21 protein-coding genes are annotated in these 22,876 nt (G+C 33.5%); 6 read left to right on the forward strand and 15 right to left on the reverse strand.

Annotated features, from left to right (window positions below):
- Positions 1 to 11 precede the first annotated feature (11 nt).
- The 4 genes from K8344_RS12970 (at position 12) to K8344_RS12985 (ending at position 5,202) form a co-directional block, all read left to right on the forward strand.
- Positions 12 to 1,322 (forward strand): NAD(P)/FAD-dependent oxidoreductase, encoded by a 1,311-nt coding sequence (locus tag K8344_RS12970; protein ID WP_237609110.1) that lies wholly within the window; start codon positions 12 to 14, stop codon positions 1,320 to 1,322.
- A 4-nt stretch (positions 1,323 to 1,326) separates the two neighbouring features.
- A complete protein-coding gene (locus K8344_RS12975) occupies positions 1,327 to 2,913 on the forward strand; it encodes a 4Fe-4S binding protein (RefSeq protein ID WP_237609111.1) in 1,587 nt (528 codons plus the stop codon).
- A 100-nt stretch (positions 2,914 to 3,013) separates the two neighbouring features.
- Entirely contained in the window at positions 3,014 to 3,715 is a 702-nt protein-coding gene (locus tag K8344_RS12980; protein WP_237609112.1) for a glycosyltransferase family 2 protein, read from the forward strand.
- Positions 3,712 to 5,202, forward strand: coding sequence for a cellulose synthase family protein (locus K8344_RS12985; RefSeq protein ID WP_237609113.1), 1,491 nt, complete (start codon positions 3,712 to 3,714; stop codon positions 5,200 to 5,202). The genes K8344_RS12980 and K8344_RS12985 overlap by 4 nt, the downstream gene beginning before the upstream one ends.
- A gap of 81 nt (positions 5,203 to 5,283) precedes the next feature.
- Here K8344_RS12985 and K8344_RS12990 read toward each other — a convergent pair whose 3' ends face one another.
- The 15 genes from K8344_RS12990 to K8344_RS13060 form a co-directional block, all read right to left on the reverse strand.
- Positions 5,284 to 6,645 carry a UDP-N-acetylmuramate--L-alanine ligase gene (locus K8344_RS12990; protein ID WP_237609114.1) on the reverse strand — a complete coding sequence of 454 codons (1,362 nt, stop codon included), beginning with the start codon at positions 6,643 to 6,645 and terminating at the stop codon, positions 5,284 to 5,286.
- 63 nt (positions 6,646 to 6,708) lie between these two features.
- Positions 6,709 to 7,695: a tetratricopeptide repeat protein gene (locus K8344_RS12995; protein WP_237609115.1), complete on the reverse strand. Its 987-nt coding sequence runs from the start codon at positions 7,693 to 7,695 to the stop codon at positions 6,709 to 6,711.
- Positions 7,696 to 7,775: 80 nt separating this feature from the next.
- The gene (locus K8344_RS13000; protein ID WP_237609116.1) at positions 7,776 to 8,297 is read right to left on the reverse strand and encodes a DUF4136 domain-containing protein; all 522 of its coding nucleotides are present in this window, start codon (positions 8,295 to 8,297) and stop codon (positions 7,776 to 7,778) included.
- A 107-nt stretch (positions 8,298 to 8,404) separates the two neighbouring features.
- On the reverse strand, positions 8,405 to 9,517 hold the full coding sequence (locus K8344_RS13005; protein WP_237609117.1) for a sensor histidine kinase: 1,113 nt from the start codon (positions 9,515 to 9,517) through the stop codon (positions 8,405 to 8,407).
- A complete protein-coding gene (locus K8344_RS13010; protein WP_237609118.1) occupies positions 9,514 to 10,281 on the reverse strand; it encodes a LytR/AlgR family response regulator transcription factor in 768 nt (255 codons plus the stop codon). Before K8344_RS13010 ends, K8344_RS13005 begins: the two co-directional genes overlap by 4 nt.
- A 173-nt stretch (positions 10,282 to 10,454) precedes the next feature.
- Positions 10,455 to 11,006, reverse strand: coding sequence for a hypothetical protein (locus tag K8344_RS13015; protein ID WP_237609119.1), 552 nt, complete (start codon positions 11,004 to 11,006; stop codon positions 10,455 to 10,457).
- A 263-nt stretch (positions 11,007 to 11,269) separates the two neighbouring features.
- Positions 11,270 to 12,268 carry a GTPase ObgE gene (gene obgE, locus K8344_RS13020; RefSeq protein ID WP_237609120.1) on the reverse strand — a complete coding sequence of 333 codons (999 nt, stop codon included), beginning with the start codon at positions 12,266 to 12,268 and terminating at the stop codon, positions 11,270 to 11,272.
- A gap of 54 nt (positions 12,269 to 12,322) precedes the next feature.
- Complete coding sequence (locus K8344_RS13025) at positions 12,323 to 12,895, reverse strand: adenylate kinase (protein WP_237609121.1); 573 nt, start codon at positions 12,893 to 12,895, stop codon at positions 12,323 to 12,325.
- A 415-nt stretch (positions 12,896 to 13,310) separates the two neighbouring features.
- Positions 13,311 to 14,723, reverse strand: a complete 1,413-nt coding sequence (locus tag K8344_RS13030; protein WP_237609122.1) for a helix-turn-helix transcriptional regulator — start codon at positions 14,721 to 14,723, stop codon at positions 13,311 to 13,313.
- A 140-nt stretch (positions 14,724 to 14,863) separates the two neighbouring features.
- Positions 14,864 to 16,888 (reverse strand): T9SS type A sorting domain-containing protein, encoded by a 2,025-nt coding sequence (locus tag K8344_RS13035; RefSeq protein ID WP_237609123.1) that lies wholly within the window; start codon positions 16,886 to 16,888, stop codon positions 14,864 to 14,866.
- A gap of 267 nt (positions 16,889 to 17,155) precedes the next feature.
- Positions 17,156 to 18,256, reverse strand: a complete 1,101-nt coding sequence (locus K8344_RS13040) for a tetratricopeptide repeat protein (protein WP_237609124.1) — start codon at positions 18,254 to 18,256, stop codon at positions 17,156 to 17,158.
- Positions 18,257 to 18,325: 69 nt separating this feature from the next.
- Entirely contained in the window at positions 18,326 to 18,874 is a 549-nt protein-coding gene (locus K8344_RS13045; RefSeq protein WP_237609125.1) for a GNAT family N-acetyltransferase, read from the reverse strand.
- A gap of 103 nt (positions 18,875 to 18,977) precedes the next feature.
- On the reverse strand, positions 18,978 to 19,886 hold the full coding sequence (locus K8344_RS13050; protein ID WP_237609126.1) for a DMT family transporter: 909 nt from the start codon (positions 19,884 to 19,886) through the stop codon (positions 18,978 to 18,980).
- Between the two features lie 287 nt (positions 19,887 to 20,173).
- A complete protein-coding gene (locus K8344_RS13055) occupies positions 20,174 to 20,488 on the reverse strand; it encodes a thioredoxin family protein (RefSeq protein WP_237609127.1) in 315 nt (104 codons plus the stop codon).
- 155 nt (positions 20,489 to 20,643) lie between these two features.
- Positions 20,644 to 21,090, reverse strand: a complete 447-nt coding sequence (locus K8344_RS13060) for a hotdog fold thioesterase (protein ID WP_237609128.1) — start codon at positions 21,088 to 21,090, stop codon at positions 20,644 to 20,646.
- Between the two features lie 260 nt (positions 21,091 to 21,350).
- On the opposite strand from K8344_RS13060, the gene purK reads away from it, so the two are divergent.
- Positions 21,351 to 22,505 (forward strand): 5-(carboxyamino)imidazole ribonucleotide synthase, encoded by a 1,155-nt coding sequence (gene purK, locus K8344_RS13065; protein ID WP_237609129.1) that lies wholly within the window; start codon positions 21,351 to 21,353, stop codon positions 22,503 to 22,505.
- Positions 22,506 to 22,669: 164 nt separating this feature from the next.
- A partial coding sequence (locus K8344_RS13070; protein WP_237609130.1) for a GIY-YIG nuclease family protein occupies positions 22,670 to 22,876 on the forward strand: 207 nt, incomplete at its 3' end.

Here is a 22,876-nt window from a genome sequence, read left to right on the forward strand (position 1 = left end):
ATAATTAAACTATGGAGCACGTTGTTATTATAGGAAATGGAATAGCGGGAATCACTGCTGCTAGGCACATTCGAAAGCTTTCGGATAAAAAGATAACTATAATATCTGCAGAAACAGAGTATTTCTTTTCTCGCACGGCATTGATGTATGTGTATATGGGGCATATGCGATGGCAAGACATAGAACCTTACGAAAGTTGGTTTTGGGAGAAAAATCGATTGGAACTAAAAAAAGCCTATGTAAAAAAAGTGGATACAAACAACAAAACTTTATTTTTTAAAGAAGGTGGTTCTATTAATTACGACAAGTTAGTTATAGCTAGTGGATCTGTTACAAACACCTTTGGTTGGGAGGGCTTAGATTTAAATGGTGTTCAAGGTTTAGTAAACAAGCAAGACTTAGAAACTTTAGAAAAAAATGCTCCTAATAATAAGGTTTGTTCTCACGCAGTGATAATTGGCGGTGGATTAATTGGTGTTGAAATGGCCGAAATGCTTCGCAGTAGGGATATAAAAGTTACAATGCTAGTTCGAGAGAAAGGTTTTTGGGCAAATGTACTGCCAAAGCCTGAAGCAGAAATGATTTCACAACATATAATATCGCATGGTGTAAACCTAAAACACCGCAGCAATCTCGATAAAATTATTGGTGATGCAGATGGAAATGTTAAGGCTGTGATCACAAAGGAAGGGGAAGAAATCCTTTGTACTATTGTGGGAATAACCACAGGAGTAAAACCAAATATATCGTTTTTAAAAAGTTCAAAAATTGAAACTGACAGAGGTATTTTAGTCAACAGAAAATTAGAAACAAACATTAAGGATGTCTATGCTATAGGAGATTGTGCTCAACAACGAGAACCTATTGGTCTGCGACCGGAAATAGAAGCAGTTTGGTATACTGGTCGAATGATGGGAGAAGCACTTGCCCAAACTATTTGCGGTAATCCTTTTGAATACACCCCTGGAAATTGGTTTAACAGTGCTAAATTCTTCGATATTGAATATCAAACTTATGGTTGGGTATTTTCAGAAGAAAGACGAAAGGATTACGAGAAACAGTTTCATTGGAAATGCAGAAGCAATTTACGAGCTGTAACTGTTTCTTACCATAAAGAAACTCGAGAATTTTTAGGAATAAACACTTTTGGGATAAGAATGCGACACGAAGTTTTTGATAGGTGGCTAAATGAAAAACGCAATGTTGAATATGTTATAAAAAATCTTAGCCAGGCTAATTTTGATCCCGAATTTTTCAGAAGATATGAAAAAGAAATTGCGAATAAATTTTTATCAATTACCCAATTAGCTACATCTGAATAAAATTATGAGTACAGTTCAAAGAAATATGTCTCTTACAGGAGAACCACCAAAAACCATAAACGGTCAACAAAAAATCGCATCTGCTATTGGGTTAATTGGCTTATTGATTTTAGGATTAGCTCTTTTCAATGTAGATTTTCCCAACAAATCGGTTTGGCTAACAACTTCCCTAACAGCAATTGGAGGAGGAACTATTTGGTTTTCTATTGCGGCCTATAGCAATAAGCAAGAAGGCATAAAAAACGACGGTATATATTTTAAGTCGTTAACCTCAAAAGGTTTTTGGGGATGGATTTTAGGGATTTCACTAACTTTATTCTATGTAATACTCTATTGGTTTCCACAATATCTAGGCTACGTGCAAGGTGGAAATAACACAGGTGTGGTTGCTCTTTTTGATCCATTAAGCAGGTTTTTAAACGGCGGACCCGCAAGCCAATGGTTTCTATATGGCACACTTTATACCTTGGCAATTTTAGCCTTCGGAATAAAATTTATTCTAAAATACAGACATAATAAATATGAAAAACTAAGAACATACTCTGTGATGTTTTTTCAGTTAGGATTTGCCTTTATTATACCAGAATTAATGCAGCGCCTAAATAGCGAAACTTTTTCTTTACCTTATTACGACTTAAAGAATATTTGGCCTCTTAACTACTATAACTTTGAACAATACAGAATAGATGATTTTATATCTGCAGGAAATATTGGTATTGGACTTTTAATTTTTGGTATTGCCTCCATATTCATAATCACTCCTATCCTAACGTATAAATACGGAAAGCGTTGGTATTGTTCATGGGTTTGTGGTTGTGGTGGTCTTGCAGAAACCGCTGGAGATCCTTTCCGTCATTTAAGTGATAAAACGCAAGTGGCTTGGAAAGTTGAAAGATGGGTAATTCACAGTGTATTAGTTTTTGTAGTATTAATGACAACAGCAGTAGTACACTCGTATTTAGGTGAAGATACTTCCAAATATTGGCTTACAAAAGATGTCTTCCTTATAAGTGTTGGTGTTTTTCTATCTTTAATATTTGCAGGAGTTTGGATTTTCAAAAGAGAAGAACTTCAAAAAGACGCTCGTATTGGGTCTATAGCCTACTTTGCAATTATCATCACCTTAATAGCTTTACATTTTACAACTGGAAAAACGTTATTTCTTTTTGATGCTGAAACCTTGCGTTCAACTTATGGATTTCTTATTGGAGCTGTTTTTAGCGGGGTAATTGGCGTTGGCTTCTACCCTATTTTTGGAAGTCGAGTGTGGTGTCGTTTTGGATGTCCTATGGCTGCGATATTAGGATTTCAACAACGTTTATTTTCAAGATTTAGAATTACTACTAATGGAGGCCAATGCATTAGTTGCGGAAATTGTTCTACATATTGCGAAATGGGGATAGACGTTCGCGCTTATGCCCAAAAAGGAGAAAATATTGTTCGCTCTAGTTGTGTAGGTTGTGGAATATGTTCGGCTGTTTGCCCTCGTGGTGTTTTAAAACTTGAAAACGGTCCATTAGAAAAAAGAATTAATCCTAATGAAATTCTACTAGGAAATGATTTGAACCTAATGAACTATGTAAACAAATAATTCATATTTAGTATTAGGCATCTACTAGGTTTGTATCCATATTCAAGTGTTTGTCAGATATTTTTCTGAAATTCGCGATTTTAATATTCCATAGCATTTAATGTCTAAAAACATCAAAGTAATAATTCCTGCCTTCAATGAGGAAGACGCTATTGCCAAAGTAATTTCGGAAATTCCGGAAATTGTTTCAGAAGTAGTTGTTGTAAACAATAATTCTACAGACAATACTGCAAAAGTTGCCGAAGACGCAGGCGCTACAGTGTTACTTGAACCAAAAGCGGGATATGGTTATGCATGTTTAAAAGGAATGGAATATATTGCAAATCTAGATAAAGTTAAACGACCAGATATTATCGTTTTTCTAGATGGTGACTATAGCGATTACCCTTCCGAATTAACTAGAATTGTAGCACCTATTATCGAAAATGATGTAGATTTTGTTGTAGGCGCAAGAGTAAAAGAACTTATGGAAAACGGCTCTATGACCTTACCTCAACGCTTCGGAAATGCTCTTGCAACTAGACTTATGAAACTTTTTTTCAATTCAACTTTTACAGATCTAGGGCCCTTTAGAGCTATTAAATACGATAAGTTGCTAGCTTTGCAAATGAAAGATAAAACTTATGGATGGACAGTTGAAATGCAACTTAAAGTATTGAAAAAGAAGTACACTTATGTTGAAATCCCGGTTAAATATAGAAACCGAATAGGCGTCTCAAAAGTTTCAGGAACGGTAAAAGGTGCTATATTTGCAGGCGTAAAAATTCTAACTTGGATTTTTAAATACAGTTTCAAAAAATGATTCTTGAATCAATAATCATTGCAATATATTCCATTGCCCTTCTCCTCATTTTCATGTACGCGTTGGCGCAACTTAACTTGCTGTTCAATTATCTAAACGCAAGAAAAAAACATATAGAATCTCCTACGTTCAATTTTTCAAACGCCGAGGAAATCCCTTTTGTAACCATTCAGCTTCCAGTTTATAATGAGCTGTATGTTATGAAGCGCCTACTAGACAATATTGCACTTATAGACTACCCTCACGACAAATTAGAGATTCAAGTTTTAGATGATAGTACAGATGAATCTTTTGAAACAACCGCCAAACACATTGAAGAACTAAAAAAAACAGGTCTTGATATTCAGCATATTTCGCGCGAAAAGAGAATTGGGTTTAAAGCTGGAGCGTTGAAAGAAGGTTTAAATATTGCAAAAGGTGAGTACATAGCCATATTTGATGCGGATTTTCTTCCACAAAAAGATTGGTTAAAAAAAACAATCCCTTACTTTAAAGATCCTGAGATTGGCGTGGTACAAACTCGCTGGGGACATATAAATCGAGATTATTCTATTCTTACTCGTGTTCAGGCTTTTGCCTTAGATGCACACTTTACTCTTGAGCAGGTAGGCAGAAATAGTAAAGGTCACTTTATCAACTTTAATGGTACCGCAGGTGTTTGGCGCAAAGAATGCATTCTTGATGCGGGAAATTGGGAAGGGGATACACTTACTGAAGATTTAGACCTTAGCTATCGCGCACAACTTAAAAAATGGAAATTTAAATATCTGGAAGATGTAGAAACACCTGCCGAGCTTCCCGTAGTAATAAGTGCTGCCCGCTCGCAACAATTTAGATGGAATAAAGGAGGAGCAGAAAACTTCCAAAAAATGGCTAAGCGAGTTTTAAGGTGTGATAACATTTCAAATAAAACAAAAGTTCACAGTTTATTGCATTTGCTAAATAGCACTATGTTTTTAAACATTCTGATAGTTGCGATCTTAAGCATTCCGATGCTTTACATTAAGAATGAATACGAACATCTAAAAGTATATTTCTATGTAATGAGCTTTTTTGTAATAAGCACCATTATATTTTTTGTGTGTTACTGGTTTACTTTTAAAAGCATTTATGGCGGTGGATTTAAGAAGTTTTTCAAGTACACAGCAATGTTTTTTACTTTTTTCTCAATAGCTATGGGGTTTTCCGTGCATAATTCTATCGCTGTTTTAGAAGGTCATTTTGGTAAAAAAAGTGACTTTATTCGAACACCAAAATTCAATATCAGTAATTTGAAAGAGGGATGGAAAGGCAATAAATATATTGCTAAAAATATATCTCCAAATGTTATTATTGAAGGTGTATTAATGATCTATTTCGCCTTTGGAATGTATAGTGCTTTTATTGTAGGAGACCAGGGTGGCGACTTCGGACTTTTCCCTTTTCACCTAATGCTATTTCTAGGATTCGGGTTTGTATTTTTTAAATCGATAACATCGAAGGCGTAAAATATAAACGTATAACGAAAAAAAATGGACTTAAAACTTTTACAATCACGAAAAGTCCTAAGTCCTCCATCTTATCTTCTTTTAGGTTTTTTCTACATACCCCTTAACCTCCTGTAAATCCAAACCACCATAATTCCCACTACTCATTAAGAGTAAGCTTGTGTTCTCATAATTCTGAGAGAACAGATAAGTCTTGAAATCCGCAGGATTTGTGAAAACGACTAAATCTTTACGATCGAAAGCTTCTTCAATCTGTTCTCTTTTTATTGCCTCCAACTTTTTTATCATTACTGCGTGAGGGGAATAGAAAACTACCGCACCATCTGCTGCATCTAGCGCTCCATTATACTCCTTTAAAAACTCTGGATTAAGACTACTATAGGTGTGTAATTCTAAACAAGCAATCAATTTTCTATCTGGGTACTGATTTTTTACCGCTTGAGTTGTAGCCTTAACCTTGCTAGGGGAATGCGCATAATCTTTGTATGCAACAGCAGTCGCTGTTTCAGCTATCTTTTCTAATCGCTTGCTTGCGCCTTTAAATGTCGCAATGGCTTCGTAAAAGCCTTTTGCATCTATTCCCATTAATTGACAAACGCCTCTTGCGCCTGCTAAGTTATTTAAATTGTGCCTTCCAAAAATTTCGACAGCCAACGAGCCTTCTGATGTATTTAGAATTGTTGTTCCGCCTATAACCTTATAATCAGGGGTTTTATAAGGATATTTTTTAATTGTATTAGTTGTCCTTTCAACTACGCGTTCTACTTCGGCATCCTCTTCATTGTAAACTATAGTGCCGTCTGCTGTGATTTCATTTAAAAATATTTCAAACTGCTCTACATAGTTTTCATAAGTTGGAAATACATTGATGTGGTCCCAAGCAATTCCACTTAATAGTGCAATATTAGGTTTGTAAAGGTGAAATTTTGGTCTTCGATCTATAGGAGAAGAAAGATACTCATCCCCTTCAATAACCATAAATTCGTTCTCGTGAGTGATTTTTACCATAGTATCAAACCCCTCTAATTGAGCTCCAACCATATAATCAACCTCTTTCCCGTGATAATTCATCACGTGTAAAATCATAGAAGTTATCGTGGTTTTACCGTGAGAGCCACCAATTACAACACGAGTTTTATTTTTGGATTGTTCGTACAAAAACTCCGGATAACTGAAGATTTTTAATCCGAGTTCCTTTGCTTTTAAAAGCTCAGGGTTATCTGCTTTAGCGTGCATTCCGAGGATTACAGCGTCTATATCTGAAGTTATCTTTTCTGGAAACCAACCTACTTTTTCTGGCAACAATCCTTTCGCTTTCAATCTACTTTTTGAAGGTTCGAAAATTTCATCATCACTTCCAGTTACGTTTTCTCCTTTTTGATTTAATGCCAATGCTAAATTGTGCATTGCACTACCGCCAATGGCTATAAAATGTATTCTCATACTTAAATAGAATAATTTATGAGTTTAAAATTTAAGTGTAAAGATACTTTTTCTAATTCTGAATTATAATGCGAGAATAAGTAATTTCTCTTTAAGAGCCTCTTTAAAATCTACTCGAACTAGCAATGCTTTATTTATCCAGGTAAGCGCAATTTCCTTTTCCCCTAAGTTTTTATAAATCTGCGCCAATCGATGGTAAGCCCACTTTTTTGATATATCATCTTTTATTGAATGATTAGCTAAAAATTTACTTAAAGAAGCTATTCCAATTTGAAACTCAAGATTATACTTCGCCGAAATTTCTCCAATTCGGTAATTTAGGTGATTAATATTATGTTTCCTACTAGAAATAAGTGCAGTTTCAATAGCTTTTTGGGGTTGATCATTTTTCTCATACAGATTTATGAGTTTTTCATAGGTATGAGGAGATCCTCCTTCTTCAATTGCCTTTTTATAATTGAATTCTGCAATCTCAATTTTTTTATAGAATTCAGCAATATGCCCCATAGCTAGGTAACTATCCACTTTTGAAATTGTTTGTAATTCATTTGCATAAGCAATGGCTTTTTTCTCACTTCCTCCAAGAAAAACTGGCAATTGTAAGTAAAATTCTATCAACGCCCAATGCGCTTCTATATGTTGCCGGTTTAATTCAATAGCGCGTTCAAGATGATGTTTTATTTCTGATATATAGGTAACCGCCCGTAGCCGACTAACGGTCATTGCTTTCATCCCTAAAGCACCGCCGTATTTAAAGTGATAATTAGCGTTAGATTCATCATCTGCTACCAAATCTTTATAATAAGAAAGTGCTATATCCCACTCTTTACTAAATCCTGCTATATCTCCTAAGTATTCTCGCGTCTTTAAATGATTAGGATGAAGCTTTAGATATTCTTCAAATATAGGTTGTGCTTTGATGAAATTTCCTTGATTGTAATATTCTTCAGCCTGTTGGAAATTGGATTGAGCGATTATAAAAACAGGGAAGATTATAAAAAATAGGATAGAAAGGAATAGTCTCTCTCTGTTTACCATATCTCTCCTCACAATTGAGATTTTAAAACTTGTAGTATATTTTAGGATTGGCAATTTCTACTTTTTTCTTGGGATTTAAATTTTGGAATTTATTATTTGTTAGAAGGTGGATATTTCTTCAAAATTTTCTGAATTACCGATAAGTAGTAAGCTTTCTTTTCCTCTGGCTTTGACCTCTCTTTCATTTCACCCTCCGCAACAGCTTGCCACACCAAGTTATCTTTAACAACATCAATAAAATCCATTGTAAGTTTTTGGTTTACTACTTTTCCGCCAATAGGAATTCCACCACTTATGCCTACACCAACATTACGTCCGCTACCGCCAACGCCAATACCGATAGTATTTCGTGAGTTCGAAATGTTTTCATGCGCATAAAAATTAATGTACAATTGAGGCGTTTCACTTTTTACAAATCCTCGTTGATGCATAAGACTATCTGTAATCTGTATAATACGCTTATCATCCAATTCATTTAGACCCGAGTCTATAGTAGGAAAGTAATTATAGGAAGTGTATTTTGTAAAGTCTACCTGCTTATCATAATCGACCGCTACAGAAACTCCACAAGAAGTTAAAATTATTGTGACTAAAAATATCCAGAAGTATTTCATTGCATATTCTTTTTAATAAAAATACTCAAAAACGAAGTAACCCTATTTTATGAAAGGTTAAATTTATGAAAATACAAGCGTATACCGTCTTTTACAACCTACTTCACTTAATTAACGAAAGGAATTTTAATGATTGTTTCCACCCCCAAACCATCGCTTTTATTTTGTATTTTAAAAAAGAAATTCTCGTTGTAAAGATTTTCCAATCGATCCTTAATATTAGATAACCCCATACCACTTTTAAGCAAGAGTTCATGATTTACCTTAACGAGTGCGCCATTGTTTTCAATTTTAATAATTATTGCTTGCCCTTCCGAATAAATATTAACCAAAATATCTAAATTGATATGGTTAATATCGTACCCGTGTTTAATCGAGTTTTCGATAATAGGTTGTAATAAAAGCGATGGCACTTTTTTATGGAGTAGTAAATTATCTATTTCCATGGTTATTTTTAAGTGATCGGAAAACCGAACTTTAATAATATTAAGATAGAATTCTAAAATGCGAAGTTCTTTTTCCAACGGAATAAGATTGTTGTTATCATAAAGAATCTCTCTTAAAAAATCACTTAAATCTGCAATAGTATCTTTAGCTTTCCCAGCATCAATATCTGTTAAAACAGAAATTGAGTTCAAAGTATTAAATAGAAAATGTGGCTGCAATTGCGATGCGAGCATTTTCATCCGTTCTTTTACCAATTGCGCTTCTAATTTGCTTTGTACATTTTCAGCCTTCTTCACCTCTTTCACGTAGTAATAGGTATAAATTATAAAGACCATAGCAAAATATATAAGAAAGTTTAAGTCTATTACGTACATAAACCTGTATATACTTCGCTCAATATCATATTGGGCAAAAGTTAAATCACCCAAAATAATAAAATAGAAATCAACTACCAATCGAATTACAATCCCTATTAACAATGAGAATAAAATATGAGTAAAGATAATTTTGGTCCACGAATAGTTTTTTCGAAGGAACCGTTTAGTACTGATAGCAATTAAGGTCATAAAACTGACCACAATGATATAGTCAAAAAGCAAGTTGTCCAACAGGAATCGCCACCAAGAGAAATTCTCTTTAAATTCCATGCCAAATGCCTTCATATAAGCGGTTTTAGCAATCATCACCAAATCAAACAATGCGTAAAACCCAGCTAATAAGAGAACTAATTTTAGGTCTATATATTTCTTTTTTATAATGTCACGCTTCTTCATAGCCCTACTTTTTGCAGAAATTCTTTTTTGTATGATTTGCTAATTCGCAATAAACAGTTATTATTCATTCTAGCATCAAGTTCTGAAAATCCTGAATGTACAATTTCCCTTATATGATGTATATTTAGGATTGTTGATCTATGCACTCTAATAAATTTATCATCATCTAATAACTCACATAGATTGTTTAAAGTTTCGCGGAGTACATATTTTCTATCTCTAACAAAAATTTCTGCATAACTACCCGACGCAGAAATGTACAATATGTCTATCGGATTAATAAGAATTGTTTTATTACCCTGCTTAACAGGCAGTTTGTCTAGTTCAGTAGTTCTACTAGATCTGTTTTCATATAAATTAAAGAGTTCTATAATGCGCTTTTCAAAATTGTGATCGGCTTCATTTGTTGAAATTTTTCTTACTTTATCAATCGTTCTAAAAAAGCGATGGTCTTTAAAAGGTTTCAATAAAAAATCAAATGCATCAACATCGAAAGCTTTTAGCGCGTAATTGTCATATGCGGTTACAAAGATTACAATGGGTTTTGGCGAAATGGATATATTTTTCAACACCTCAAATCCATTCATATCTTTCATATTGATATCTAAAAATATTAGATCAGGTTTTTGTTGATTTATATTTAAAATGGCACTTTTTCCGTTGGAACATTCGCCTAAAACTTCTACATCAGGCACTTCTTCTAATAGGTGAAGCACTCTTCTTCGAGCGAGTTTCTCGTCGTCTATTACAAGTGCTTTTATCATCCCAAAATATTTACAACCAACTATGAATTAATGTTTTATAAGATAAAGTATTTAAAAAATAAATTGTATAATTTTCTAATAAATTAATGATAAATAGGTCAAAATATTATAAAAAAGACCCTCAGTACAATTATTAACTGATGGTCTCTTTAAAAATTACCGACTACAATATTTCAATTAACGGCAACTCCAATGCCACTACTTAAGGCGTCTATCTTTAGCGTTTGCTTGTTTTTTCCGTTTTCAAGTTTAATTTTATAAATGGCCTTAGTTAAAATTTCACCTTTTGTACGAGCAGAGTATTTTGCTTTCGTTACAGTATAGCCCTTATAATCATTAAATATATTATTGCGTACGTCTGGAGGAAGAAGTACATTTTTAAACTGTTGACGGGTTTCAAGCAACCTGCCATTACTATCAAAATCCGCTTCTAAAGATCCATTTGTACTTTTAAACGTTACCAAATAAGCGTGGTATTTACTGTCCGCGGTATGAGCAATAAAGCTTTGAATATCAAAATTTGATCTCAAGAACCCAATTGGGTCACGAGAAAACTGGCGAGAATGACTTTCTTTAATATTGTAAATATAGCTGTCACCCTCTTGCGTAACCGATATATTTAATGGGGCATAAAACAACTTTGTTTCATCTAGTATTGTAACTTCTTGAGCATTAATTGCAACTGTGGTTAAGCTTAGCAATATGAAAATAAATAGCGTCTTCATAACTTAAAATTTTTAGGATTAAAAAAATCATTTTTCTTACTGTAAACACTGATCAGGTATTTTTACAGACACTAAGTTAAAAAGAAGAATAGGCTCGAAGGGAGGAATTGAATTGAATGGATGATTTTGGTAGTTGAAACTATAGAAATATGATGTGAAATAACTATTCCACTACATAAATCTCTTTAAATTGTGGGTTATACGAGCAGAGCTCCCCTAAATATTGATTTGTAGAAGCAAGGACTTCGCAAGACAATCGAACATTAATTAAGCATTTTCCATAATTTATCCTTCAACTCAGTAAGTCCTTGTTGGGCTACTGCTGAGATAAATAAATATGGAATATTTTTAAACTCCTTGTCTAGAATTTTCTTCATTTCAGACTTAAGTTCGTCATCTAGCATATCGCTTTTACTAATTGCCAAAAGACGTTCTTTATCTAAAAGTTGTGGATTGTATCGGCGTAATTCATCAACAAGAATATCGTACTGCTCTTTAATATCAGGCGCATCGGCTGGAACTAAAAACAGCAAAGTAGAATTTCTTTCAATATGACGTAAAAATCTATGGCCAATACCTTTTCCTTCTGCGGCACCTTCTATAATTCCTGGAATATCAGCAACTACAAATGTTTGAAAGTCACGATATTCAACAATACCTAGGTTTGGTTTTAGAGTTGTAAACTCGTAGTTGGCTATTTTTGGCTTAGCAGCTGTAATTACTGAGAGTAAGGTTGATTTTCCAGCATTTGGGAAACCTACCAAACCTACATCGGCCAGAATTTTTAGCTCAATAATAATATCTACCTCTTCTCCTTCTTCACCTGGTTGAGCGTATCTTGGAGTTTGATTTGTAGACGATTTAAAGTGGGCATTTCCCAGACCGCCTCGACCGCCTTTTGCTACAATCTTTTCTTCACCATCTTCAAGAAGTTCGAAGAGAATTTCTTCAGTTTCTTTATCGCGAACAACTGTTCCTATCGGAACTTCAATATACACATCTGCACCATCGGCACCTGTACTGGTTTGCTTACTACCAGCTTGCCCGTGTTCTGCTCTAAAATGTCGTTTAAATTTAAGATGATATAGCGTCCAAAGGTTTTTATTGGCTTTTACAATTACGTGTCCACCACGACCACCATCCCCTCCATCGGGGCCTCCTTTAGGAATATACTTTTCCCGTCGCATGTGCTTACTGCCTTGTCCTCCCTTTCCGGAAGTAACATGAACTTTAACGTAATCTACAAAATTGCCTTCAGTCACTTTATTTTTCTGTTTGTTGTTTGTTATTTATTATTGGATAATCCAATATATAAACTACAAAGTATCAATTACTTTACTTAACCTTTCAGTAATTTCTTCAATACTACCTTCACCATTCACACCGTAATACATTCCTCTCTTCTCGTAATAATCTTTTAAGATAGCAGTTTCATTGTAGTAAACCTTAATGCGATTACGGATAATGCTTTCATCAGCATCATCTACACGACCACTAGTTTTTCCTCTTTCTAAAAGACGTTGAACCAAAACCTCATCATCAACTTCTAAAGCCACCATTGCATTTATTTGTGAGTCTTTATCGTCCATTAAATGTCCTAAGGCTTCTGCCTGAGCTTCAGTTCGTGGGAAACCATCAAATATAAAACCGTTAGAACCGCAGTTTTTATCAACCTCATTACTTAACATATCAATGGTAATTTCATCTGGCACCAACTTTCCTTTAGACATGAACGACTTGGCTAAATCACCAAGTTCTGTTTTGTTTTTAATATTGTATCTAAATACATCTCCAGTTGAAATATGAACTAGATTATATTTTTCTTTTAGAAAATTAGCTTGAGTACCTTTTCCTGCTCCTGGAGGGCCAAATAAAATAATATTGGTCATGGGTGTTTTTTAATGGTTGTAAAAAATGAAGTTGCAAATTTACGAAATTTCAGGCAGTTGCGGTTATGACCATAAAGAAATATAATTACATCGAGTTTACATCGTAGCGGAAGAAACAATAAAAAAACATTGTAAACGCCTAATTACAAATCAATTAAACCAAATAAATATAAAAAAACTATCCTTTTGCAATTAATATTAAACGGCCTTTTTAGTGATATTTTTAGAAAATTAAACGTAAAATTAATGCGAAATCCTCTTATTTATGAAGTCGGAAACATACTTTTTAAGCTAACACTCTGAGAATGTTGGCTGTGGTTGATGTAATTTCATTTTTTTTGACAACCTAAAATGCTTTTTGAGAAAGTTGTTTTTTGAGCTTCTGACTATAAAAAGCCAATCGACTTCTCTAAAATTAGTCAGATATATTTTTAATGTATGCTGAAGGAGTGCTACCGGTAATTTCTTTAAAAGCGGTAGTAAAACTACTTTGTGATACAAATCCGCTTTCCTCTGCCAAGTAGCTTATTTTGTAAGAGCGATATTTTGCATCAGACTTAAGCTTATCTACTATATACTGAATTCTTAATGAGTTGATATATGCATTAAAACTTTTATTCTTAGACGCATTTATTACAGAAGACAAATATCGAGTATTGGTGCCCAATTGTTTGGCTAAGCTTGCTATACGCAACTGTTTATCCAAAAAAAGTTTAGAGTTTTCAAATTTTCGAAGTTTTTCTAAAATTTCTTCCTCTGTTTTATCCGAGATTACAGTGCCTTTTGAATCGTCAATATCATCTTTTGTATCAACCCTATTCCTTCTGAAATATCTATTTCCGAAATAGATTAATAACAATAAACCAAGTAATCCGATTACAATATATAACTGTCTATTTCTAACAAGTACTTTCTCTACATTGTCCTTTTGTTTTTTACGATACACTCCCTGTATTAAAGAAACCTTAGCATTTCGGATGCTTTGATTTTTTTCGAAAAAATAATTTTGAAGTCTTTTTTCATAAACCATTAAACTATCTTCATTTCTCTTAATACTCCAGTATTGGATCGCTTTGTTTAATAAAACAGCTTCAAGTTCAACATCAAATAAATTATCAACTACTTTTTGGTATTCTGTACTATCTGTATGATTCAGGTTTAAATACGTTCTTGAAGCCTGACTTAAAGGCTTAACATTAAAATCACGAATTATTTTATTAAAATAGAGTCTAGACGAATCATTTTGTTGCGAATAATACAATTTTGCAATTTGAAACTGAATAAAAGGCTTTCTTTCATCCTTGTCATCCATTTTATCAAGTATCTCCTTTAAACCTGATATTTTACTTTCTGTTTGTTCGGGTTTTAAATACTTAACCTTAAGTAACGATAAATCAATCGCATATTTTTTCTTTAGGTTAAGATTGAGATTGTTGTAACTATTTAATGCTTTCTCATAAACAGTGTTACCTTCTCCCATTAAGTTAAGATCGTTATAAAGAGTGGCTAGCTCACGCCAATATTCAAATTGTAAATCTGTACTTGTGGAATTAGTGATAGTGCTTTCTATTTTTTGGGAAATTGCAACTGCTTCTTCATACTCACCAAGCAACCTATTTAGTTGTAATTTCTTGATCTCAATAGCAACAGATTCTTCCGTATTGGTGTTTTTAAGTAAGTAATCGTAGAGTTTTAGTGATTTATAGGGATCGTTAAATCGACTTTCAATTGCTTCAATAAATAACTTTTCTTCTTCCGAATTTTGTGCTTTAAGAAGCTGAGCGCCTAAAACCACAAATAATATGATAAAAAAAAGATTAAGCTTCATAAAACCTCATTGATCTGAAGTACAAAACTACATCATTTTACTAACCTTAAAGATTCGTATTGTAATAAAAAAAACTCCTCAACTATTTAATAATTGAGGAGTAGGACAAACAAAAAAAAGAAATCACCAATAATCCTAAATTATTTCTTTATGAACTTCAACTGCTTTAAAGTTCCATTATTCAACGTAACCTTTGCAATATATAAACCACTAGATAAACTTGAAACATTTATGGAACCCTGAGTATCTTTCATAGATTTATTCTTTAAAAGATTCCCTGAAATATTGTAAATCTGAATAGATTCTATTGAGACTCCTGCATTAACATTTAACACTTCGGATGTTGGGTTAGGGTATAATGAAAACTGTGTTACCACATTATTTTCAACGCCCAAAATCGATTCAAATGGCAATCTGTAAAAATCAGTCTGCATTTGATTATTACCCGTTTCGTATTGAACAGTCATTTTATTAAAGACCCCGTTTCCATCGGTAAGAAAACTAGAACCAATTACGTTACCTATTCCTGTATCACCTCTAAACTCAACCAATTTATCTTCATTGCTCTTTGAAACTACTAAATTGTTGAAATTAGAACCATCTGCAGCCATTTGTTTATAGATGTACATGAAGTATAATTCACTATCATCTACAAATAAATTAGGAATAAGAGCAAACCTCGTTAATATAGGTTGGAAAAGAACCACATCTCCAGGTAAGATAAATCTATGTCTTTTAAAAAGCGAACCATCTCTCTCATACTCATTTACAACTCCAAAAATATTTCCATTTTCTTCATCTGGTTCTCCTAATCCAACGAGATAGTTATAAGAATACCCTTTTTGAATTCTATTGAAATCAGCAGAAATTTGATCACCATTATGATTTGCATCTAAAATCAACTCAAAAGACCAGCTTTCTATATTAAAAAAACCAAGGTTAGTAGCCACACCATCTGCTCCCATCAAAAAGCCTAACTGATTATCGTGCCCATCTACACTATTAAGCTCCATAAAACTGTCGATAATGTATTCATTAAGCTCGTGAATCATTTCACCATCTTCGTTTGCAACCATATACGTATTCCACTCATTATCCGCAATCATATCGTAATAAGTTATACCATAAACCACCTCTAACTTACTATCTGAATTAAATATATCGCTAGAAATATCATAGGTTTGATCTCTATAAAACACGCCAAATTGGCCCATTGGAATTACAAATTGTCCTGCATCCGGATACCTTGTTTCAATGTCTAAATACATTGTTTTCACCTCTTCCAAATTCAAATCTAATAGCTTAATAACTAGATTATTATCTGGAAACACCTCTAAGGTTGCATTATCCATAAATAAATGCTTATAATGTGCCAAAGCAACATATTCTACACCGTCAATAGTTATAAAGTTGAAAGGAGAACCCATTAAAAAGTTTATCAATTCTGAATCATAAACATAGCTATTATCTAACTCCCAAGTAGCAGCATTAAAAGCCCTGATAGTTACATCATTATCATCGGCCATATAAGTAAATACTTTATGATTCCCAGCAGCATCAATTTTAGTTTCAGCTGCATATCCGTCAAGTTGTTGCAAAATTTCACCTTCTTCATTTACCACCCAAACTTCCCAAACTTGATCGTCTGGACCGGGATCTACACCTTCAAAATAATGAAGGAAAATCATAAATTCTTTGTTACTATCAGCGTTAAAAAAGTTTGATGAATAATGATTTACCACTTCTATTTGATTTGCAGATTCTGGCACTTCAATGGTAAAATCATCAACGATTTCGATATCATCGTTATAAGTTTTTACCGTGTAGTTATTCCCAATTCGTTCTGAGGAATAAAGTATCTCACCGCCGTTCTCAACTTTGTTAATCACCCCCCATCTAAGCACATCTATTTGTGCATAGGGTTCAAAATCTGAAGTAGTGCGATTTGAGTTATTTGTAACCGCGCCACTCGTCGAATCATCTTTAAAAGGAGAAGTTACAAGTTTTGGCCTATTAAGCTCTGTTAGGTTATAATGCTTAAAAGCTTGAATTTCTTTTTTGCGCATTTCAATAGAGTGACCATTGGAAGTTGAAGATTGTGGAGTTTGCGCAATTGCTGCTACTGAAATTAACATCAGCAATACAAGTGTGGTTTTAAATTTCATTTGAAATAATTTTGTGTGAAGTAAAATTTGAAGGGAACAAAACAACTAAAAAGATACCTCAACAAAAAATTGAAATCCACTGAATTTAGTGAAAATTACGTGAATTCATCAAAATAAAAAACAGCGCAAAACACTAATAACCAATGTTTTACACTCAAATTGAAAAGTTTTCGTCAAATAAAGAGAATTCTTCGTAAACTGCATAAGAATACCCGAATAAAAAAGATGAAATACGATTAATGTTTAGGGTTTTAAAGGTTAGTATCTTCATTTGTTTTTAACCCAAATCCACAATTGCCACACTGAAACTATCATGGCAATTACCAAAAGACCATATAGAATATAATCTAAAACCTTTAAACTTTTACCTGTATCTAGAGGCTGCTCTTCGACAAACTGAAGTACATTTTCAAACTGTCTTTCTTCGAGAATTTCAATTTCCTTAGCTGAATTACTATATTTTTTTCGATATAATTCATAATTACTCTTATCTCCTAAAGCCAAAAAGTTTTCTTTTAAAAGAAGGTATAATTCGGTTTTAGTTTTTGGGTTTTGTGTTGTATCGATAGTATTTAGAATTTGCGCTACACTATCTTTTGCAGCCACATAATTTCCTTCTTGAGAAGCTATTTTAGCAAGACCAATATTAGCCCAATGTTTATATTCTTCTAGTTCGTTTTGTATAGCAATGCTATAAGCTTTTTTAAAATTTGTTTTAGCCTGTTTCAATTTATTAAGGTCTAACAAGCAATTTCCTTTTTCAAGAAATACTAAAGCTAAATTATTAACGGATACAGAATTTTCTGGCATTGTTTGGTAGGAAGCTATAGATAAATTGTAATTCTTAATGGCGTATTCACAGTCTATCTCATCTTTATATCCATTCCCTTTTATAGCGTATATATTACCTCTAGAAACTGCCAAAGCTTCTTTAGATAGGTCAGAACTTTCTAGGAGATTTTCGGCTCTATCCAAATATTCTCTGGAAATAGCATTTAGATGTGATAATTGGTATTGCTCTGCCAAAACCCCTAAGGCCCAAATTTTATATTGTACGTTACCGGAGCTTTTTGCCAACTCCCAAGTTTTTGAAGCAAATTGTAACGATTTTCCATTTTCATTGAGAGCGGTATAACCATTAACCATGGTAATTAAAGCATAAATCTTTGTTTCCAACAATTCTGCTTTCTGATAAACTTCCGTACTTAACGCTACAGCTTTAGCTGCATCTTGATATACGTTTAAGTTTGCCTCCTCAAGTTCTTTAGCAAATTCTTTCTGAGACTGAGCGATTCCAATTTGTGGTATTACGAAGCAGCAAGTAATGCATATTATAGTTAGAATAAAAAGTGATTTAGAAGAATGCATGCCTATTTGCAATTTAGGGAATTGGGAAGCCACAAATATAATCTATACATTCTTGTATAACGATTAGTATCACTTTCGATTTTGCAGCTTTTGCCACTCGGTTCTTGTCAAGGTATAGAAATTGTGAAGTACACCTTCATAGATAAATTCATTTCGTTTAATAAGTCCCGATTTTTCCAACACGATATTTGAAGCTGTATGATTTATTTCTGCGATTCCTACAATCTCATCTAAACCTAAATTTTGAAATCCGTGATTTAATGAGGCTATAGCCGTTTCCGACGCATACCCTTGGCCCCAATACTCTTTTAGAAATCGATATCCTAAATCATAGTAATTAGTCTTGCCGTTTACCACATCGGTAATTAACCTAAATCCACTCCACCCGATAAAAGCTCCACTTTCTTTTTCAATTACTGCCCATCTGCCAATTCCGTTTTCCAGATATTGCTGTTGAATATTTTTAATTATTTTTTTTGCCTCCTCAATGGTAGAAATCGGTTTTTTTCCTAGAAAAACATGAACATCAGGATCTGAATCCATAGCGAACATCGCCTGAACATCGGTGTCTTTTATGTCGCGCATAAGTAAGCGTTCTGTCTCTAAGTGTATTGTCATATTATAATTTTTAATGAAGAACTAAGATGTAACTCAATAAAAAAATTTAAATTCCTAAGTAAAAAACCATCTCAATAAACCAATCCCTAACTTTCAATTTCCATTAAACCTGTTTTCCACTTTTAAAACGCAACTGTCTAAAGCTTATCTTATCGAAAGTGAGTCCACCTACAATTAGGAAGAGCCCGATAATAGTAGGAAACCTAATAGGTTCTTCCAACACAAAATAAATTACTACTAAGGATAGAAAGGGAACTAAGTAAACAAGGTTACTCACTTTAGCTGCAGTAATAGATTTTTTAAGTGCGATAGACCAAATTACGAAAGTAATCCCCATTTCAAATAACCCCACATATACCGCACCTCCAAATGATTTAACATCTACAAACACTATTTCCGAAGTGAGCAACAAGGCGATGAGAATATAGATAAATCCGAAGAAAAAATTGAGAAACAATTTACTTAGTTCATCGCGTTCGTCTTTTATATTAAAAATCCAGAACAGAGCCCAGATAACTGCAGAAGCTAGTCCGAATAACACGCCTTGCCCATTAGTAAATGACAAATTAATTAAATTACCGCCAGTAGCAATAATAAGCACACCTATAAAACTTATACCAATTGCAACTAAGTTTTTTAAACCTATTTTTTGTTTGAGTAAAGGTACGGCTAATAAGCTAAGCATAATCGGCCAAGTATAATTAAGTGCTTGTGCTTCCTGGGCAGGCAATAGGTCGTATGCTTTAAATAAAACGATATAATACAAAAACGGATTTATAGCACCGTAAAAAGCCGATCTCAAAATAGCTTTTGAAGGGAGTTTGGCGAGGTTACCAAATTTCTTGGTTACAAGCATAAGGATACTCAGGGTCAATAAAGCTGTGGCGGATGACCAAAATAGCAACTGTAGAAAACTATAACTCTGTAGCGCAATTTTCATACTAGTTGCAACCGTACTCCATAAAAGCACAGCAAGACCCGCATATATATATGCCTGTTTTTGATTTTTCATTTAAAACCTTATTTGGAAGTTTAAAAGTATGATTTTTTTAATCGTGACCGACAAAGATTTAAAATAGCTTTGTTAAAGAACATAAGGCGCAGAACTTGTTCCAAATAAATTAATAGTTAGAACATTTTCATTTGATAGATTTTGGAAGTTTTTCAGGCATCTAAGCGAGCTATTACTCAATGAAAAAGATAAAAATCGTAGGTTTGACTGTACTATAAATTTTTTAATAAATTTCCTGACAAAATTTTTTTAAACAAATTGAAAGTTCATCTAATTAGCCATCAAGATCAAAACAAAATCTTATACGGACGTTCAATTTTCTCCTGCAATTCTTGAATGCCCATCAGTCTAACTTTTCTTAAAAATTCTTTTCCTTCAAAAAACACTAATAATGTGGGAGCCGAAAAAACTCCCAACTCTCCTGAAATGCCCGGGGATTTATCTATTTCAACGTGAATAAATTTTACTGCAGGAAAATTTTCAGAAAACAACTCTTCTACTTTTGGCCTTAGTGCATGGCATACTCCACAATGAGGTGCAGAAAAGTAAACTGCAACTGCAGCTTCAGTTTCTACCAAATTATTTAATATTTCTACATCCATATGTTATGAATTTATTGTTTTCAATTAGAATTACAGACTTTAAGTGTATGTCCATCTTCAAGTCTTACTCGTTAGATGGCACTCAGTCTTAAATCCTAAAGCAAAGCAATCTTATAACTGAGCGCCGACAGATTGTTTTTAAATTAAAACCTTAATTATTTAGAATTTTCATTGTTAGTCTTATTCATTCTAACAAAATTATAAACTCCTTTTCCTTCGGCTATCAGTGTTTCATTTTGAAATGCTTTCATTCTTGCTACAAGAATTCTATTTCCAAACCGTATTATTTTACCTTCAACCATAATAGCCTCGGGTTCGGCACCTCTTAAATAATCTACCCTTAAATCGATAGTAGAAATTTTATCTTGTAGTGAAGTAAAGTGCATAGCACCAATTACGCCACCCACAGAATCCATAACGGTAGCAATAACGCCTCCGTGCCATCTGTTATTTCTAAAATCGCCTACCAATTCTTTCCTAAATGGAACGCTAATTCTCACAAAATCCTTTTCGAGCAATTCTATTTTCAATCCCAAAAACTTATGCATTGGGATACTTTTTTCAAAGGTGGTTTTAATAAGTTCTGTATTATCGAGGAGCATATTTTTAAGTTCTTTTCTAAAATCAACTTTTACAAATCTTATGATTTTATATAGGCTGATATTATATCCTTTATTCCTTCAAATGTAAAAATAAACCTGCAGAACAAATGCCAAATAATTACAAATGAATTTTATGAATTATTAATATTGAAATAAATGAATGTAGAATCTAAATTACCAATTAGCAAATCTATAAAGCAAAGTCCAGTCAAAGTATCGAAATAACTATCTTTGCAAATTATAAAAAACCAATAATCAATATGAACTACTTCTCCACCAACTTCACGCTCGGCATTCTTGGCGGCGGACAATTGGGAAAAATGATGTTATACGAAACCCGAAAGTGGGACATTCGCACTCACGTTCTCGACCCAAGTAATGAAGCTCCCTCCAAAATTGCGACAGATTACTTTCAACAAGGTGATTTAATGGACTTTGAAACCGTTTATAACTTCGGGAAAAAAGTAGATGTACTTACTTTTGAAATTGAAGGTGTAAATGTGGAAGCTTTGGAAAAGCTGGAAAACGAAGGTGTGAAAGTTTATCCTAGTGCCGCAACCTTGCGAAATATTCAGGATAAAGGAGTTCAGAAGCAGTTTTATAAGAAACATAAAATCCCTACTTCACCGTTTAAAGTTTACAAGGACAAAAATGATTTAAATGAAGCGATTGTTAGAAAAGAGCTGCATTTCCCATTTGTATGGAAAAGTTGTACTGGCGGTTATGATGGAAAAGGCGTAAGCGTTATTAGAAATGCTGAAGATATTATCCCGCTATCCTCTGAAGCTTGTATAGCTGAAAAACTAATTCCATTTAAAAATGAACTTGCTGTAATTGTTGCAAGAAATCCTTCAGGCGAAGTAATAACGTATCCCGTTGTTGAAATGGAGTTTCATCCAGAGGCCAATCAAGTAGAATATGTGATTTGTCCTGCGAGAATAGACGAAACCGTTGCCAATAAAGCAAGAGCTTTAGCTGAAAAAGTATCGGAATCGTTTAGACATGTCGGACTTTTGGCTGTAGAATTGTTTCAAACCGAAGACGATGAAGTTTTAGTAAACGAAGTAGCGCCAAGACCACACAATAGCGGTCATTACAGTATTGAAGCTAGCTACACCAACCAATTTGAACAACAGATTAGAGCCATTTTAGACTTACCTTTAGGTAATACTGATAGCAAGGTAGGTGGAATTATGGTTAATTTAGTTGGTGCAGAAGGACATACGGGTCAGGTTGTCTACAAAAACATAGACAAAATACTAGCGATGGAAGGAGTAACACCTCACATTTACGGTAAAAAAGAAACGCGTCCCTTTAGAAAAATGGGCCACGTAACCATAGTAAATAAAGATCTCGACAAGGCACGAAAAATTGCGGAGGAAGTTAAAAAGACAATTGAAGTTGTTAGTGAGTAAATCGTAGATCGCTAATACACTTTGTAAAATAAATAATATTAATTAAAAATAACAATGTCCCCTCGAGCGCAGTCGAGAGGTCGATTTTAAGCAAGATTCGTCTTAATAAGTAGGTCTCGACTGCGCTCGACCTGACACGTAAATGTTAATAAAACCTGTTCTAAATGAAATCATATTACATTTACTTATTAGAATGTTCCGATGGTTTACTATATACGGGACTTACGAATAACATTTCAAGGAGATTTAATGAACATCAACTTGGTAAAAATAAATCTTGTTTCACATACAAACGAAGACCTTTAAAATTAATATTTCATCAAGAGTTCAATGATATAGAACAGGCTATATATTTCGAGAAAAAAATAAAA

This window comes from Aequorivita xiaoshiensis, assembly GCF_022008395.1.
GTDB classification, from domain to species: domain Bacteria; phylum Bacteroidota; class Bacteroidia; order Flavobacteriales; family Flavobacteriaceae; genus Aequorivita; species Aequorivita xiaoshiensis.

Coding starts and splice junctions, on each gene's coding strand:
- K8344_RS12970 (WP_237609110.1), top strand. CDS start 12: ATGGAGCACGTTGTTATTATAGGAAATGGAATAGCGGGAATCACTGCT.
- K8344_RS12975 (WP_237609111.1), top strand. CDS start 1,327: ATGAGTACAGTTCAAAGAAATATGTCTCTTACAGGAGAACCACCAAAA.
- K8344_RS12980 (WP_237609112.1), top strand. CDS start 3,014: ATGTCTAAAAACATCAAAGTAATAATTCCTGCCTTCAATGAGGAAGAC.
- K8344_RS12985 (WP_237609113.1), top strand. CDS start 3,712: ATGATTCTTGAATCAATAATCATTGCAATATATTCCATTGCCCTTCTC.
- K8344_RS12990 (WP_237609114.1), bottom strand. CDS start 6,645: ATGAGAATACATTTTATAGCCATTGGCGGTAGTGCAATGCACAATTTA.
- K8344_RS13000 (WP_237609116.1), bottom strand. CDS start 8,297: ATGAAATACTTCTGGATATTTTTAGTCACAATAATTTTAACTTCTTGT.
- K8344_RS13005 (WP_237609117.1), bottom strand. CDS start 9,517: ATGAAGAAGCGTGACATTATAAAAAAGAAATATATAGACCTAAAATTA.
- K8344_RS13010 (WP_237609118.1), bottom strand. CDS start 10,281: ATGATAAAAGCACTTGTAATAGACGACGAGAAACTCGCTCGAAGAAGA.
- K8344_RS13015 (WP_237609119.1), bottom strand. CDS start 11,006: ATGAAGACGCTATTTATTTTCATATTGCTAAGCTTAACCACAGTTGCA.
- K8344_RS13025 (WP_237609121.1), bottom strand. CDS start 12,895: ATGACCAATATTATTTTATTTGGCCCTCCAGGAGCAGGAAAAGGTACT.
- K8344_RS13030 (WP_237609122.1), bottom strand. CDS start 14,723: ATGAAGCTTAATCTTTTTTTTATCATATTATTTGTGGTTTTAGGCGCT.
- K8344_RS13035 (WP_237609123.1), bottom strand. CDS start 16,888: ATGAAATTTAAAACCACACTTGTATTGCTGATGTTAATTTCAGTAGCA.
- K8344_RS13040 (WP_237609124.1), bottom strand. CDS start 18,256: ATGCATTCTTCTAAATCACTTTTTATTCTAACTATAATATGCATTACT.
- K8344_RS13045 (WP_237609125.1), bottom strand. CDS start 18,874: ATGACAATACACTTAGAGACAGAACGCTTACTTATGCGCGACATAAAA.
- K8344_RS13050 (WP_237609126.1), bottom strand. CDS start 19,886: ATGAAAAATCAAAAACAGGCATATATATATGCGGGTCTTGCTGTGCTT.
- K8344_RS13055 (WP_237609127.1), bottom strand. CDS start 20,488: ATGGATGTAGAAATATTAAATAATTTGGTAGAAACTGAAGCTGCAGTT.
- K8344_RS13060 (WP_237609128.1), bottom strand. CDS start 21,090: ATGCTCCTCGATAATACAGAACTTATTAAAACCACCTTTGAAAAAAGT.
- purK (WP_237609129.1), top strand. CDS start 21,351: ATGAACTACTTCTCCACCAACTTCACGCTCGGCATTCTTGGCGGCGGA.